The following is a 16,492-nucleotide window of genomic DNA, read 5'->3' as shown; positions in this document are numbered from 1 at the left end:
GTGCTGCTGTGGTGCAGACGATTCCGTTGTCGATCGGCCGCGGGGCATGCGGTAGGTCGTTGACGCTCACGGCTGTTGCGCTGGTTGTCGCGGTGTCGGCTGCGGCCGTTGTTGTGTCGGAGCGGTATTCGGCGGCGGCGCGATAGAGCGCTGGCGCGGCGCAGACGTATGTCGCTGTGCAGCGGAGAATCTCGTTGCTGGCATTGGGCCCGCGATCTGCTCCGCCGGCCCGCAGTCGACGGAGCAGATGGGACCGCATCGGTCAGGCGGTGGTGTCCGGCTCCGGCAGGAACCATGCCAACGCTGTTGCGACGGCGGCGATTACGCACAGCACCGCCATCGCGGCCGGGGTGCCGTGGTGGTCGGCGAGCAGGCCCAGCGCCGGGACGAACAGGCCGCCGATACTGACGGCCAGGCCGAGGGTGACGCCGGCGGCGGTGCCCGGGCGGGTGGGCAGGTAGTCCTGGCCCAGTTTGACCAGGACCGCGAACGGAATGTTGATCGCGACACCGGCCGACAGGACCAGGAGCAGGCCGGTGGTGGGGCCGGGTGCGAGCCGGACCAGCAGCAGGGCCGGGACGGCTGCCGCGGCGCCGAGGCGAACGGTGCGGGTCGCGCCGATCCGATCGGCCAGCCGGCCACCGGCCAGGGTGCCCGCCACGCCGCCGGTCAGGAACACGCCCAGCGCGGTACCGCCGAGGCCGCGAGAAGCGCCGAAGTGCTGGATCCAGAACAGAGCGACGAAAGTGTTCATCCCGAAATACACCACGGAGCGAACTACCTCCACGCCGGTCAGCAGGGCGAACGGCGCCCAGCGGTCGCGGCCGGAACCTGTTGCGCGCGAACCGGTTCGGCCACCCGTCCGCAGCTGGTGCCGCCACAGCACGTACCCGGTCAACACCGCGGGTGGCAGGAACAGTGCCGTGGCGCCGACGCCCAATGCCACCAAGGCGGGTGTGGCCAGCACCGGCGCCAGGAAGAACCCGACGCTGCCGCCGGTCGCGAACAGACTCATCGAGGAAGCACTGTCACCCGCGGCCTGCCGGGCCGCCCGCCCGGCCGCCGGATGGAAGGCGGCCACACCCAGCCCGGACACCAGCAGCAGCACCCAGACCAGCGGATACACCGGGGCGAGTCCGGCCATGCCCGCGCCGACGCCCGCGACGGTCAGGCCCAGGGGCGCCAGCCACGGCAGCGACCGCCGGTCCGCGAGCACGCCGAACAGCGGCTGCGGCAGTGAGCAGCCGAGGGTCGCGGCCAGCGCGAGGCCCGAGGCCGCGGTGTAGCTGTAGTGCCGTTCGAGGACGAAGAACGGGATGCTCGCCGGCACCAGGCCCTGATAGAAGTCGTCCACGGCGTGCGCGATCGCCCAGTGCCGCATGCGTTTCCAGGGTGTGGTCGCCGCCGGGGCGAACCCGGTGACTTCGGTGCTCATCGGCCGGTCTTTCGGCGGTAACTGTTCATGCTCCAGACGCTAGGAAGATCCAGCCCGCACTACTTCCGATAAGATGCCCAGATATGTCGAAAAACCGCCACGAGGGTCTGCCGGTCACCGGCGCCCACGACCTGGCGGCCGGCGACACGATCGTGCGGCACCGGCACGACGACCATCAGATCGTCTACCCGAGCAGTGGTGTGGTGGCGGTGACCACCGAGGTGGGCAGCTGGATCGCCCCGCCCGATCGCGCACTCTGGATCCCGGCCGGCGCCTGGCACGAGCACCGGTTCTACGGTTCGGCCCGATTCCATTGCGTCGCATTCGAACCCGCGCAAGTGCGGGCGCCCTTCGCGACGCCCGCCGTGGTGTCGGTGTCGCCACTGGTGCGCGAACTGATCGTTTCCTGTTCGCTGGCGACCGACCTACCGCCGGGCGAGGGCGCGCGGCTCCGGCAGGTCCTGATCGACCAGTTGCGGCACTGTCCCGAGCGCCCGTTGCACCTGCCCGCACCGATCGACGACCGCCTGCGCCGGGCGTGCGCCCTGGTCGAGTCGGATCTGTCCGTCGCCCGGAGCCTGGCCGAACTCGGCCGTGCCTGCGGCGCCGGCGAACGCACCCTGAGCCGGCTGTTCCGCACCGAATTCGGCATGACCTACCCGCAGTGGCGCACCCAGCTGCGCCTGTACCGGGCGGTGCAACTGCTGGCGGAGTCGATGCCGGTCACCGCGGTCGCCACGGCCTGCGGCTGGTCCACGCCGAGCGCCTTCATCGACGTCTACAGGCGCGTCCTGGGCCACACGCCCGGCACCCGTTTCTAGAACTCGATCCGCTGCCAGGGCAGGGTGTCGAAGTCGCCGCGGTCGCCGGTGGTCCACGCCCAGATCGCGTCCGCCACCTGCGCCGGATCCTGCAGCAGGAGACCGTAGTGCCGGTCCGGTCCGCCGTCGCGGTATTCCAGGGCCCAGGAACCGTTGCCGTCGGTGAAGGTCTGGATATAGGACTGGGGTCCGCGCTCGACGATCAGATAAGGGTTGGGCGCGGCCAGCTCCGGCACCCACATGTCGACGAGTTTGCGTGTGAGGTAAGGAAATTCACCGGCGCCGCCGTGGTTGACGGTCACCGGCACGCTGTCGGCGGGGTCGATCAGCCAGGTCAGCTGCGGGTCGTACACGGCGTAGCCGCGCGGTGTGGCCAGCTCGAACAGCAGGCCGCGCAGGTGCCCGATCGCGTCGTAGTCGCTGGCCACGTACAGGGTTTCCCCGGTGGCACCGCCGCCGACCGGCGATTCGGCGAGGAACGCGTCGACCTCGGGCAGTTCCGCGTTCCGCTGGTTCAGCTCGGCCGCGATCTCGGCGATGGCCTCGGACTCGGGCAGGCCCTGCTGTCCGGTCAGGTATTCGTCGACCTCGGCGGGGGTCGACGCGACACCGGACGGCAACAGGACTTGGTCGTAGCTCACGGGGTGAGGCTAGCGGACCGCAGCCGTTACAAGCCGTAACAGCCCTGATGGGCGCTGATGTGGTGAACTGGGAACATGGGGATCAAGGTCGCTGTCGAGCACCGAACCACCTACTCCTTCGACCGTTCGGTCGAAGTGCATCCACATGTCGTGCGCCTGCGGCCCGCACCCCACACCCGAACCAAGATCGAAGCGTATTCGATGAAGGTCACCCCGAGCGGGCACTTCGTCAACTGGCAGCAGGACGCTTTCGGCAATTTCCTTGCCCGGCTGGTGTTTCCGGACCGTGCGGAGAAACTCGAGATCGTCGTCGGCCTGGTCGCCGACCTGGACGTGGTGAATCCGTTCGACTTCTTCGTCGAGGAGTACGCGGAGCATTTCCCGTTCAGCTATCCGCCGGAACTGGCCGCCGATCTGGAGGCGTACCTGCGCCCGGTGGCCGAGGGCGAGCTGGGCGGTCCCGGGCCGGAGGTCCGGCGCTGGGTCGCCGCGCATCCGCCCGAGCCCGGGATCCGCACCATCGATTTCCTGGTCGGCGTCAATCGGGCTCTGGGCGAGGACGTCGGGTATTCGGTCCGCATGGAACCGGGCGTGCAGACCCCGGATTTCACCCTGACCTCGGCGATCGGGTCCTGCCGGGATTCGGCCTGGCTGCTGGTGTCGATTCTGCGCCAGTTCGGCCTGGCCGCCCGCTTCGTGTCCGGATATCTGGTGCAGCTGGCCCAGGACATGCCCTCGCTGGACGGACCGTCCGGTCCCACAACGGATTTCACCGACCTGCACGCCTGGACCGAGGTGTACCTGCCGGGCGCCGGCTGGGTGGGCATGGACCCGACGTCCGGCTTGTTCGCCGGCGAGGGCCATATCCCGCTGGCCGCCACCCCGCATCCCAGTTCGGCGGCCGCGATCACCGGCGCCACCGGCCCGAACAACACCACGTTCGACTTCGCCAACACCGTGCGCCGGATCCATGAGGATCCGCGAGTCACGTTGCCCTACACCGACGCCGAGTGGGACCGGATCCTCGCCTCGGGTGCCGCGGTGGACGCGCGGTCCGAGGCCGCGGAGCTGGGCCTGACCGTCGGCGGTGAACCGACCTTTGTCTCGGTCGACGACCGGATCAGTCCCGAGTGGGTGACCGAAGCCGACGGTCCGCACAAACGCGAGCGCGCCGCGGATCTTGCCCGCCGCATGGCGGCGATCTACGCCCCGGGCGGTATCCGCCAGTTCCGTCAGGGCAAGTGGTACCCGGGAGAACCGTTGCCGCGCTGGGAGATCGCGACGGTCTGGCGCACCGACGGGGTTCCGCTGTGGCCTCGCCAAGACCTGCTGGCCGAACCGTGGCCGAAACCGTTGCGGGACAGGCGGCCGGAAACTCGTACCACCGACAATGACAGTGCCGCAACAGAATCCGGCCCATCGGACAGCGAAGCCGACCCCAGTGCCGCCCGCGCCCTGATCGCCGCCCTCGCCGCCGGACTCGGCCTTCCCGAGCGGCAGATACGCCCCGCCTACGAGGACCCGCTCCTCGCCCTCGCCGCGAAAGTCCGCCTGCCCGAAGGTGATCCGATCGACGAGCGCGAAGACCCCGGCCCGGACCGCGATTCGCCCCGCACCCGCGCCGAACTGCTGGCCCGCCTGGACGAGTCGGTCACCGAACCCGCCGCGTGGCTACTGCCCCTGCATCGCCGTGCCGACGAATCCGGTTGGGCCAGTGCGGATTGGAAGCTGCGTCGCGGCCGCATCGTGCTGACCGAGGGCGATTCGCCCGCCGGACTGCGGCTTCCGTTGCAGGCCATCAGCTGGCGCCCGAGTCCGCCGGTGTACCAACGGGATCTGTTCGCCCCACCGGACCCGGACCCCGGCCCCGACGATGGTGCCGCGCCGGTCGAGCCCGCCGACTCCGCACCCACCACCGCGGTCGTCGCCGAGATCCGCGCCGGCCGGCTGTTCGTCTTCCTGCCGCCGCTCGAGGACGCCGCCCACTTCGTCGACCTGATCTCCCGGGTGCACGCCGCCGCCGTCGCGACCGGGCAGCCGGTCGTGCTGGAAGGGTACGGCCCGCCCACGGCGCCGCAGCTCACCACCTTCTCGGTCACCCCCGACCCGGGCGTGATCGAGGTGAACGTCCAACCGACCGAATCGTTCGCCGACCAGGCGGCACTGCTGGAAACCCTCTACGAGCAGGCCCGCCAGGCCCGGCTCAGCACCGAGACCTTCGATCTCGACGGCGTGCACACCGGCACCGGCGGCGGCAACCACATCACCCTGGGCGGCGAGATCCCTGCCCGCTCACCGATGTTGCGCCGCCCCGACCTGCTGGTGTCGATGCTGCGCTACTGGCAGCGGCATCCGGCGCTGTCCTACCTGTTCGCGGGCCGGTTCGTGGGCCCGACCTCGCAGGCACCGCGCGCCGACGAGGGCCGGCCCGACGCGCTCTACGAACTGGAGATCGCCTTCGCCGAGATCGCGCGGCTGGCGGCCGAGGGCGGCGGCTGGCCCGCCTCGCTGCCCTGGCAGGTGGACCGCTCGCTGCGGCACCTGCTCACCGACCTCACCGGCAACACCCATCGGGCGGAATTCTGTATCGACAAACTGTTCAGCCCCGATTCGGCCCGCGGCCGGCTCGGCCTGGTCGAGCTACGCGGGTTCGAGATGCCGCCGCACTTCCGGATGGCGATGGTGCAGTCGCTGCTGGTCCGGGCGCTGGTGCTGCGCTTCTGGTCCGACCCCTACGACGCGCCGCTGCTGCGGCACGGCGAGAATCTGCACGGCCGCTACCTGCTGCCGCACTTCCTGATGGCCGATATCGCCGAGGTGGTCGCCGATCTGCGCGCCCACGACATCGACTTCGAGCAGAGCTGGCTGGACCCGTTCACCGAATTCCGGTTCCCGCGGATCGGCACCGTGGGGCTGAGCGGGGTGGAGCTCGAGCTGCGTGGCGCGATCGAACCGTGGCAGACGCTGGGCGAACAGTCGACCGCGACCGGCACCGCCCGCTACGTGGACTCGTCGGTGGAACGCGTCCAGGTTCGGCTGGTCGGCGCCGACCGCGGCCGGTTCGTGCTCACCTGCAACGGGATTCCGGTGCCGATGCTCGGCACCGACAAGGCCGACGTGCAGGTGGCGGGGGTACGGTACCGGGCGTGGCAGCCGCCGAGCGCGCTGCACCCGTCGATCACCGTCGACGCGCCGTTGGTGTTCGATCTGGTCGACCCGGCGGCCGGACTGTCGCTGGGCGGCTGCACCTACCACGTCGCGCACCCCGGCGGCCGCGCGCACGAGTTGCCGCCGGTGAACGCGGTGGAGGCCGAGTCCCGCCGCAACCGGCGGTTCGAGGCGATCGGGCACACGCCGGGACCGGTGGACGTGGCGCGACTGCGGGCGACCATGGCCGTGCAGTCCACCGATGTCGGCGCACCAGGAATTCTCGATCTGCGGCGCGCCCGGACCGTGTGGAACCGGCCCGGCAATCGGTAATCGCGGCCGGTCGCCGATCGCGTTGCGCGGCGGTGTGATCGGCCGGCCCGGCCGGCGAAATCGCTGCGTGGGGGCGGTCGGCGTTACCGATCAGCGTCCCGCGAAGCGATATAATTCACCCACGTCGGCGCGCCGGGGCCTTCGATGCGCCGCGCTCGGGCCGGATGGGGACGGCCGGCCAACGTACGAGCGGCGGAAGCGAGGCGCGCAATGACGCACGACACGGTTCGCGGCAAACGCGCGCAGGCGGAAGCCGAATTCCGGCGCTATCGCGCGGACGCCGAATCATCCGGTGACTACGACGAACTCGTCGACCCCACCGGCCGGGTGCGCCCGATGTGGTCGGAACTGTCGCACGACTTCGTGACTCAGGGCGCGGCCGCCCTGAACCGGATCGACAGCCGGGTCCGCCGCATCATCGAGGACGACGGCATCACCTACACCGAGACCGGGGTGGCGACGCCGAACGGGGTCGCGGTGCCCGCGGCCCCGACCCCGTGGCGGCTGGACCCGGTGCCGCTGCTGGTGTCGGCGGAGGACTGGACGGGCCTCGAGGCCGGTCTGGTCCAGCGCGCGCGGCTGCTCGACGAGGTGCTCACCGACGTGTACGGTCCGCGCCGGCTGCTGCGTTCCGGCCAGCTCCCGCCGCAGATCGTCTTCGGCAGTACCGGGTATCTGCGTGCGGCACATGGCATTACGGTGCCGGGCCGGCATCAGTTGTTCCTGCTGGGCTGTGATGTGAGCCGATGGGCCGACGGCACGTTCCGGGTGCTGACCGATTGGGCGCAGGCGCCTTCGGGCGCGGGCTACGCGCTGGCCGACCGCCGCGTCGTGTCGACGGCGGTCCCCGACGCGTTCGAGGGTGCGGTCCCGCGTCCACTCACCCCGTTCGCCCGGGCCATGCGGTTGATGTTGATCGAGGCCGCGCCGGAGGCCGGTGACGACGCTGATCCGGTGGTCGTCGTGCTCAGCCCGGGCGTCATGTCGGAGACCGCGTTCGATCAGGCGTATCTCGCGTCGGTGCTGGGCTTTCCGCTGGTCGAGAGTGCGGACCTGGTGGTGCGGGACGGCTGCCTGTGGATGCGTTCGCTGGGCACGCTGCGCCGGGTGGACGTGGTGCTGCGCCGCCTCGACGCCGAATTCGCCGACCCGCTGGATCTGCGCGCCGACTCCCAGCTCGGGGTCGTGGGCCTGGTGGAGGTGCTGCGCCGGGGCGCGGTGACCGTGGTCAACACGCTCGGCAGCGGCCTGCTGGAGAGTCCGGCGCTGGCCGCGTTCCTGCCCGAGCTGTCCCGGACCGTGCTCGACGAAGAGCTGAAACTCCAAGGCGCACCGGCCTATTGGTGCGGTGACGACCGCGCCCGCGGCAAGGTGCTGGCGGATCTGCCGAAACTGATCGTCCGGTCGGCGGTGGACGGCACCACCTATTACGGTCCGGCGCTGGCCGCGGCCGAACGCGAGGAACTGGCCGCCCGGATCGAGAGTCACGGCTGGCAGTGGGTCGGTCAGGAGCCGCCGGAGTTCTCGGTGGCGCCCGCGTTGAGCGAAGGCACCGGGCTGGTCGCGGCGCCGGTCGGGGTCCGGCTGTTCGCGCTCGCGGGCCGGGTCGGCTACCGCGCCATGCCGGGCGGGCTCGGCCACCAGTACCTGCGGGAACCCGGCACCCCGGTGGTGTCGTCGCCCGGCCGGCCGATGATCCCGGTCGCGGCCAAGGATGTCTGGGTCCGCATGGCCCCCACCACCGTGGCGGCGGTCCCGGCGGAAACCCAACCCGAGGAACGCATCCGGATCCCCTCGACCGTCCCGGTGGTGGAGGCGCTCAGCTCACCTCGCGTCCTCGACGACCTGTTCTGGATGGGCCGCTACGCCGAACGGGCGGAGAACTCCACCCGTCTGCTCGCCGCCATCCACAGTCAGTCCCAGGACTACCGTTACCGGCCGTGGCTCGAAGGCGCGGCGGCCGTGCCGGTGCTGATGGCGGCCCTGAGCCGGGTCACCGGAACAGTGCTGCCGTACGAACACCCGAATTCCGGTGTTTCACCGGAATCACCTGTGCCACAACAACAGCCGCCGCGCATCGACCCGGATCTGATCATGCCCGCGGGGGGCTACCCCGACAGTGCGGCGGACTCGGCCGGAAGTTCGGCGGACGGCGCCGCGGAGCCGAACGAGGTTCCACCGCCGCAGCCGCAAGACGGGATCGTCCCGCCACAGGGCACGACGGCCGCGCAGGCCGGAGCCGCGCAGCAGGGGACGGCTGCGGCACCAGGTGGGGCGGCGAGTGACGAAGCCGCTGCGCAAGGTCGGGCCGCAGCGCCGGGAGAGGCCAAGGGAGTGGCCGCATCACGGGGAGAGGCCGAGGGCGCTGCCGCATCACGGGGTGAGGCGGGGGATACTGCCGCATCACGGGGAGGGGCGGGGGATACTGCCGCATCACGGGGAGGGGCGGAGACTGCCGCGCCACAGGGAGCGGCCGACGGAGTGGCCGCGCCACAGGGAGCGGCCGACGGGGCTGCCGCATCACGAGGAGAGGCCGCGGGGGCCGCGGCGCCGGGAGCGGCCGACGGGGCTGCCGCATTACAGGGAGCAGCTGCCGCATCGCCTGAGCCCACTGAACCCGCAGCCGCACAACCGGATTCGCTTGAGCCGCCTCAGCCGCAGGTCGTTGGCGCCACCGCCGCCGGCTACGACTACCTGGTTCGCGTCACCCTGGACCGCGAGCTCCCCGGCTCCGTCGCCTTCGCCATCGAGCACTACGCCGCCAACGCCCGCGCGGTCCGAGATCAGTTGTCGCAGGACACCTGGATGATCCTGAGCGCGGTCGACCGGGCACGGCAGGCGTTCAGCGCGGCCGGTCGCGATATGGAAGCCGAACTGTCCGTGGTGCATTCGGCGATCCTGGTGGCATTGCTGTCGCTGTCCGGGGTGGACGCGGAGTCGATGGTGCGCGATATCGGCTGGTACGTATCCGATATCGGCAAGCGCATCGAGCGCGGGCTGTCGATCACCGCACTGCTGTCGTCGGTGTTCGAGCACACCTACCCGGAAGAGGTGGAGGGCAAGGTGACCGAGGGCGTGCTGCGCGCGACCGAATCCAGCGTGAGTTACCGTCGCCGGCACCGGGATTCGGTGCGGGTGGCGGCGGTCGCCAGCCTGCTGCTGTTCGACGAGGCCAACCCGCGCTCGTTGGCCTACCAGCTGGACCGGCTGCACACCGACCTCAACGCCCTGCCCGGAAACTCGGGATCGTCCCGGCCGCAACGTCTGCTGGCCGACGCCCGGCGGCTGCTGCGGCGCCTCGACCCGGCCGATCTGGAGGCCACCGACGCCGACGGGCGCCGGACCGACCTGGTCGAACTGCTCGACGGTGTCCACCTGCGCCTGCGCAAACTGGCCGACTCCTTCCAGGCCTCGCGGCTGGCCGGTCCCGGTGCGACCCAGCCGCTGTGGGGTAGTACTCAGGTGGTGCCGTGACCTCCCGCCGGTACCGGGTCGAGCACCGCACGACCTACAGCTACTCCGACATCGTCTCCAGCTCGTACGGGCGGGTTTTCCTGGAACCCCGGGAAATGCCCGGTCAGCGCGTACGGGTGCACGACGTGTTCATCGATCCGGTGCCCTCGGACGGCTCGGTGGGCGCCGACGTGTACGGCAATATCAGCCGGTACTTCCACGTCACCGCCGCGCATCGCAAGCTCGAGGTCGTCGCCGAGTCGTATGTGGAGGTCGACCCGCCGGAGTGGCCGGAGGATTCGCTGCCGTGGGAGAAGGCACGGCCCACCGCTTCGACCGGGCCGCTGGCCGTCGAGTTCACCCTGGATCTCATCCCGCCGGAGATCACGCCGGTGGTGAGCGAGTATGCGGCGCAATCGTTTCCGCCGGGCCGGCCGCTGCTGGAGGCGGTGGCCGAGCTGACCAACCGGATCTACACCGACTTCACCTACCGCTCCGGTTCCACGACGGTGTCCACCTCGGTGCCCGATGTCTTCGCCGCCCGCAACGGCGTCTGCCAGGACTTCGCACGCGTGGCCGCCGCCTGCCTGCGCTCGCAGGGCCTGGCCGCCCGCTACATCTCGGGCTATCTGGCCACCGATCCGCCGCCCGGCAAGGAACGCATGGTGGGTGTGGACGCCACCCATGCCTGGGCGGCGGTGTGGCTGCCGGACGACGGCGACCGGAACGGACGGTGGATCGGGTTCGACCCCACCAACGACCAGTTCGCCGACGAGCGCTACATCACCGTCGCCTGGGGCCGCGACTACGTCGACGTTCCCCCGCTGCGCGGCATCATCTACACCGATGCTACCGAGAGCGCCATCCAGGTGTCGGTGGACGTCGCCCCGCAGGACTGACCGTGACCCACGGGGATTCCGATTGTCCGCGCGATGAATTCGACGCGTCCGCGTCGTCTGTGCCGGTATGAGCACGACTACGCGCAGATTCGTCCTGGTTCCCGGTGCCGGTGGCGTCGGCTGGTACTGGAGCCGGGTGGCCGCGGCCCTCACCGAGGCGGGACACATCGCGATCCCGATCGACCTGCCCGGCGACGACACCGCGGCGGGTCTCGCCGAATACCGCGACCTCGTGCTCGCGCAGGCCACCGACGGTGACGTGATCGTGGCCCAGTCGATGGGTGCCTTCACCGCGGCTTCGGTCTGCGAGCAACTCGACGTGGCGGAACTGGTCCTGGTCAACGCCATGATTCCGGTGCCCGGCGAAACGGCCGGCCAGTGGTGGGGCGACGTCGGCTCGATCGATGCCCGCATCGCGGCGGCCGACGCGGGCGGCTACAGCCGGGAATTCGACCCGGAAATCTACTTTCTGCACGACGTACCGCCGGAGATCGCGCGGGAGGGCGAGCCGTTCCAGCGTCCCGAGGCCGACCGCGCCTTCGGCGATCCGTGCCTGTTCACCGGCTGGCCTGCCCGGACCCGGGTGCTGGCCGGTGCCGGCGACCGCTTCTTCCCGCTCGCCCTGCAGCAACGGCTCGCCCGCGAACGGATCGGTGTCGAACCCGATGTCGTTCCCGGCGGTCACCTGGTCGCCCTGTCGAACCCGCGGGCGGTTGTCGACTACCTGCTCAGCGGGGACTAGTCACAGCACGTCTCGCAGCAGCCCTCGCCGCAGCATTCGCACGAACAGCAGCAACAGTTCTCGCCGCAGTTGCAGCATTCGGCGCAGGCGAAGCCCTCGCAGAACGGCAGGCAGAAGCCGCCGCGGCGGCGCGGCGGGCGGCCGTAGTACTGCGGCGGCGGATAGCCGTAACCTGGTGGGGGATAACCGTATCCGGGCGGGGGCTGGGGATAGCCGCGCCGGCGGCGCCCGTGCAGGGTGCCGCGGGTGGGCGGGGCCAGCAGTTCCCGTGCGTCGCGTGGGATCTCGACGGTGGCCCGGTGCCGGTGCGAGCGCCCGGACTGCCGGAACGTGCGGCGGACCGCGCGGCCCAGTTCCTGGACCAGCAGTTTCTCGATCAGCCGGCGGTCGGTGAATTCCACATCGGCCAGCGACAATTCGATCGCCAGCACGGCGTCGGTGCACAGCCGGTAGGCCTCCGGCGCGGGAGTCGCGGTGACGGCCAACGGATTCCACTTGCCCTGCGCGGCGTCGTCGACGTAGTCCTCGGCGGCATCCAGCAGATGCGCCACCCGGCCGAACATCCGGCCGATCTCGGTGAGCGCGGCCGCATTGCCCGGCCGGCCCGCCAGGATCGCGGTGTGCCCGAACGCGGCGGCCGTCGCGGTCTCGGTCGGTTCGGTCAGGTCGAGCAGCCGGGTATCCGGTCCGGCGGTGGCCTCGACCACGGTCTGCCGTTCGACGGCCTCGAGTAGGACAGCGGTGTCGAAGCCAAGTTCCGCCCCGGCGTCGGTGCCCTGCCGCGCCCACCGTTGCGCGATTCGCCGTGCGGCCGGGCGGATTCCGGCGGTGCCCGCCATCCCGTCACCGTCGGCGACATGGTCGCGGACCTTCGCCGCGGCCAGCACCAGCGACACCGTCGCCGCCAGTCGCACACTGTCACCGGTGGCCACATCGGCCCGCCGCATCCCGCGCAACGGGCACGGACCCGCGGCCCGGGTGGTGGCGCCGCCGGCCGCCTGCGCGTCGACCAGCGCCGAGATCACCAGTCCGTCGTAGTTGGTCGCGATCCGCGCCGACTGGCCGTGGTCGTCGCGCAGCGCCAGGCACAGGCCGCACAGTTGCGCCAGCCAGGCCGCGCCGAGTTCCTCGCCGAGCCGGTGCCGGCAGGGCCGAATGATGCCGAACATGGGATCGACCGTAACCCGGATGCCGGGTCCGCGCCTCCGGGAAAACCCCTGAGTATCCCGAGAATTCGCTAAGAATCGGCTCAGGCGAGCAGGCGCACGATGGCCAGCGCGCCGACCGCGACGATGACGCCGCGCAGCACCGTCGGCGACATGCGGCGCCCGGCGCGAGCGCCGATCTGGCCGCCCAGCACCGAACCCACCGCGATCAATCCCGCCACCCGCCAGTCGATGTGGGCGACCGAGATGAAGATGGCCGCCGACACGGCGTTGGCCAACAGCGCCAGGAAGTTCTTGATTCCGTTGAGCCGCTGCAGATCCTCGTCGACGAAGACCCCCAACAGGCCCATCAACAGCACACCTTGCGCCGCACCGAAATACCCGCCGTACACGCCGGTGCCGAGAATGCCGGTGAGCAGCAGCGGGCCGCCGTGCGCGGGAACCCCGCCGCCGGCCTCGCGCCGGCGCTTCACCCACGCCGACAGCTTCGGGCCGGTGACGACCAGCACCAGGGCCAGCGCGATCAGCACCGGCACGATCGCCTTGAACGCGCCGGCCGGCAGCACCAGCAGCAGGACCGCGCCGACCACCGCGCCGGCCAGCGTCGCCGCGCCGTAACGCACCAGCCGCGGCCGCTGCCCGGCCAGCTCCGCACGGTAACCCAGCACGCCGCTGATCCCGCCCGGGACCAGCCCGACCGTGTTCGACACATTGGCGGTCACCGGCGGCAGGCCGAAGGCCAGCAGCACCGGGAAGGTGATCAGCGTCCCCGAGCCGACGATTGTGTTGATGCAGCCGGCCCCGATGCCTGCGCCCAGGACGGCCAATTGTTCGAGCAAGGTCATCGTGGCGATCCTTCGGGCGCGCGGGTACGAGTGTTCCGGGTCACAGACAGTGCCCTGACCGGCCGGTTTCCGGAACGACGCTATACATCCGGCGATCACGTCGCATGTCCGGGGCCCGCGCCGATCCGGCCGGTGGGTGATCCGAATCAACCTCCATGACGGCGCGTGAGCGGATGTCGTAAACTAGCGGACATCATGCAGCGGGCTCTCCTCCTCGGCCGCCGCGACGGGTTCTGATACGGACCGGCTCCCGTCGCGGGGTTTTGCCGTGCCGGTCTAACTCACAACCTGGCACCCTCACATTCGGAGCACACACCCATGTCATCCGCTGACGCTTTCACTTCCGGTACGCGCACCATCACCGCGCCCGCCAAGCCCGCGCCCGCCGACCAGCCCGCGTGGAACAAGCAGAAGAACTCGTCGATGCCGACCTTCCGGTACCGGCCGTTCGCCGAGGAAGTCGAGCCCATCGACCTGCCCGACCGCACCTGGCCCGGCAAGGTCACCGACGTCGCGCCCGGCTGGTGCGCGGTCGACCTGCGCGACGGCAACCAGGCCCTGATCGACCCGATGAGCCCGGCCCGCAAGCGCCGCATGTTCGACCTGCTGGTCCGGATGGGCTACAAGGAGATCGAGGTCGGCTTCCCGTCGGCCAGTCAGACCGACTTCGACTTCGTGCGCGAGATCATCGAGGACGGCGCGATCCCCGACGACGTCACCATCCAGGTGCTGACCCAGTGCCGTGCCGAGCTGATCGAGCGCACCTTCGAGGCCTGCGCCGGCGCTCCCAACGTCATCGTGCACTTCTACAACTCGACCTCGATCCTGCAGCGCCGCGTCGTGTTCCGCGCCGACCGGGACGCGGTCAAGAAGATCGCCACCGACGCCGCGACCCTGGTCAAGCAGATCGAGCAGAACTACCCCGACACCAACTGGCGCTACGAGTACAGCCCGGAGTCCTACACCGGCACCGAACTGGAGTACGCGCTGGAGGTGTGCGACGCGGTCTCCGAGATCATCGCCCCCACGCCGGACCAGCCGCTGATCATCAACCTGCCCGCGACCGTCGAGATGGCGACCCCCAACGTGTACGCCGACTCGATCGAGTGGATGCACCGCAACCTGGCCCGCCGCGAGTCGATCGTGCTGTCGCTGCACCCGCACAACGACCGCGGTACCGCCGTGGCCGCGGCCGAACTGGGTTACCTGGCCGGCGCCGACCGGATCGAAGGCTGCCTGTTCGGCAACGGTGAGCGCACCGGCAACGTCTGCCTGGTCACCCTGGGCATGAACCTGTTCTCCCGCGGCGTCGACCCGCAGATCGACTTCTCCAACATCGACGAGATCCGTCGCACGGTCGAATACTGCAACCAGCTGGCCGTGCCCGAACGGCACCCGTACGGCGGTGACCTGGTCTACACCGCCTTCTCCGGCAGCCACCAGGACGCCATCAACAAGGGCCTGGACGCCATGAAGGCCGATGCGGACGCGCAGAACGCCGACGTCGCCGACATCACCTGGGCGGTGCCGTACCTGCCGATCGACCCGAAGGACGTGGGCCGCACCTACGAGGCCGTCATCCGGGTCAACTCGCAGTCCGGCAAGGGCGGCGTCGCCTACATCATGAAGACCGACCACGGTCTGGCGCTGCCGCGCCGGCTGCAGATCGAGTTCTCGCAGGCCATCCAGAAGATCACCGACGGTGAGGGTGGTGAGGTCAGCCCGAAGGAGATGTGGGACGTCTTCGCCGAGGAGTACCTGAACCCGATCCGGCCGCTGGAGCGGATGCGCCAGAAGGTGACCGCCTCGGAGACCGACGGCGGCACCGACCACATCGACGCCGTGGTCAAGGTCGACGGGGTCGAGCAGGAGATCTCCGGTGACGGCAACGGCCCGCTGGCCGCCTTCGTCGACGCGCTGGGCGGGATCGGTTACGACGTGCGGGTGCTGGACTACAGCGAGCACGCCATGTCCGCCGGTGACGATGCCCAGGCCGCGGCCTATGTCGAATGCGCCGTCGGCGACAAGGTGACATGGGGTGTCGGTATCGCGACCTCCATCACCACCGCGTCGCTGCGCGCGGTCGTGTCCGCGGTCAACCGGGCCAACCGCACGGCCTGACCACCACTGTTCGAGGGTCCTGGCCCGGTTCCGGCAGCCCGGGCCGGGCCAGGTCCGTCGTGCTAGCTTGAAAACTGATTCGCGTCGAGCTGCCGCTCGCCACTCCAGCAAGATGGGGGAAAAGTGACGACCAAGGACAACTCGACGTCGCCTCCGTGGCTGCCGGGTTCGAGTGCCGGAACCGATTCCGACGCGGGCGACGCCGCAGGTGCCGAGCTCACGGGCACCGCGGCGGGCGACGCCAAGCACGCGGCCGACGACTCCGGCACCCACGATCAGCACGGTGCCGGCCTGTTCCCGCCGGTCCCGGATACCATCGAGGCCACCACCTTTCAGCCGGTGACGGGTGGCTTCCCCGCGCCCGGACCCGAGAATTTCCCGCCCGGCGGCTTCCCACCACCGGAAGGTTTCCCCCACGGTGGTTTCCCGCCGCCGGGACCCGACGGTTTCGCGCCGCCCGGATTCCCGCCTGGGCCGGACGGTTTCGCGCCACCCGGTCTGGCGCCCGGTCCCGAAGGCTTCCCGCCGCCCGGATTCGCGCCGGGGCCTGAGGGTTTCCCGCCGCCTGGCTTCGCGCCGGGGCCCGAAGGCTTCCCGCCTCCCGGATTCGCGCCGGGGCCTGAGGGTTTCCCGCCGCCGGGTTTCGCACCGGGCGGATTCCCGCCTGGCCCTGGGGGTTTCGCGCCGCCCGGCTTCCCGCAGCCGGCTCCCGAGGGTCCCGCCCTCGGTGGATTCCCGCCGCCCGGTAGCCCTTTCGCGCCGCCGGGCACGCCCGGCTTCCCGCCGCCCGCCGAGCCCACGACCTTCGCCGCGCCCGCCGGCTACCCGGCCGCGCCGCCCGCTGCCGACCCGGGCGAACAGCCGGCCGTCGACCCCGGCGCGGGCTGGG

10 protein-coding genes and 1 pseudogene are annotated in these 16,492 nt (G+C 70.7%); 7 read left to right on the top strand and 4 right to left on the bottom strand.

The annotated features are described in order from the left end of the window. Nucleotides 1-262: 262 nt before the first annotated feature. Nucleotides 263-1,435, bottom strand: coding sequence for an MFS transporter (locus EBN03_RS05555; protein ID WP_233608187.1), 1,173 nt, complete (start codon nucleotides 1,433-1,435; stop codon nucleotides 263-265). A gap of 83 nt (nucleotides 1,436-1,518) precedes the next feature. On the opposite strand from EBN03_RS05555, the gene EBN03_RS05550 reads away from it, so the two are divergent. After that, nucleotides 1,519-2,256: an AraC family transcriptional regulator gene (locus EBN03_RS05550; protein WP_122186859.1), complete on the top strand. Its 738-nt coding sequence runs from the start codon at nucleotides 1,519-1,521 to the stop codon at nucleotides 2,254-2,256. On the opposite strand, the gene EBN03_RS05545 is transcribed toward EBN03_RS05550, so the two are convergent. Next, nucleotides 2,253-2,897: a hypothetical protein gene (locus EBN03_RS05545; protein WP_122186858.1), complete on the bottom strand. Its 645-nt coding sequence runs from the start codon at nucleotides 2,895-2,897 to the stop codon at nucleotides 2,253-2,255. The two genes, EBN03_RS05550 and EBN03_RS05545, sit on opposite strands and share 4 nt — an antisense overlap. 75 nt (nucleotides 2,898-2,972) lie before the next feature. Between EBN03_RS05545 and EBN03_RS05540 the strand changes: the two genes are divergently transcribed. From EBN03_RS05540 to EBN03_RS05525, 4 genes are all read left to right on the top strand, one after another. Further along, nucleotides 2,973-6,377, top strand: coding sequence for a transglutaminase family protein (locus EBN03_RS05540; RefSeq protein ID WP_122186857.1), 3,405 nt, complete (start codon nucleotides 2,973-2,975; stop codon nucleotides 6,375-6,377). Between the two features lie 210 nt (nucleotides 6,378-6,587). Continuing rightward, a complete protein-coding gene (locus EBN03_RS05535) occupies nucleotides 6,588-9,851 on the top strand; it encodes a circularly permuted type 2 ATP-grasp protein (protein ID WP_122186856.1) in 3,264 nt (1,087 codons plus the stop codon). Next, a complete protein-coding gene (locus EBN03_RS05530) occupies nucleotides 9,848-10,729 on the top strand; it encodes a transglutaminase family protein (protein WP_122186855.1) in 882 nt (293 codons plus the stop codon). The genes EBN03_RS05535 and EBN03_RS05530 overlap by 4 nt, the downstream gene beginning before the upstream one ends. Before the next feature lie 67 nt (nucleotides 10,730-10,796). Next, nucleotides 10,797-11,471 carry an alpha/beta fold hydrolase gene (locus tag EBN03_RS05525; RefSeq protein ID WP_122186854.1) on the top strand — a complete coding sequence of 225 codons (675 nt, stop codon included), beginning with the start codon at nucleotides 10,797-10,799 and terminating at the stop codon, nucleotides 11,469-11,471. On the opposite strand, the gene EBN03_RS05520 is transcribed toward EBN03_RS05525, so the two are convergent. Both EBN03_RS05520 and EBN03_RS05515 read right to left on the bottom strand, forming a co-directional pair. Next, entirely contained in the window at nucleotides 11,468-12,640 is a 1,173-nt protein-coding gene (locus EBN03_RS05520) for a DUF5685 family protein (RefSeq protein ID WP_122186853.1), read from the bottom strand. The two genes, EBN03_RS05525 and EBN03_RS05520, sit on opposite strands and share 4 nt — an antisense overlap. Before the next feature lie 80 nt (nucleotides 12,641-12,720). Then, complete coding sequence (locus tag EBN03_RS05515) at nucleotides 12,721-13,482, bottom strand: sulfite exporter TauE/SafE family protein (RefSeq protein WP_122186852.1); 762 nt, start codon at nucleotides 13,480-13,482, stop codon at nucleotides 12,721-12,723. Between the two features lie 318 nt (nucleotides 13,483-13,800). Here EBN03_RS05515 and leuA point away from each other — a divergent pair, with 318 nt between their 5' ends. Continuing rightward, nucleotides 13,801-15,603, top strand: a complete 1,803-nt coding sequence (leuA, locus tag EBN03_RS05510) for a 2-isopropylmalate synthase (RefSeq protein ID WP_122186851.1) — start codon at nucleotides 13,801-13,803, stop codon at nucleotides 15,601-15,603. Between the two features lie 123 nt (nucleotides 15,604-15,726). Then, nucleotides 15,727-16,492: pseudogene (locus EBN03_RS34470) on the top strand (hypothetical protein); the annotation flags it as partial.

It is taken from the genome of Nocardia stercoris (genome assembly GCF_003696265.1).
Lineage (GTDB): Bacteria > Actinomycetota > Actinomycetes > Mycobacteriales > Mycobacteriaceae > Nocardia > Nocardia stercoris.
The sequence above is the reverse complement of the archived record's forward strand: the minus strand, read 5'-3'. Positions and strand labels throughout refer to the sequence as shown.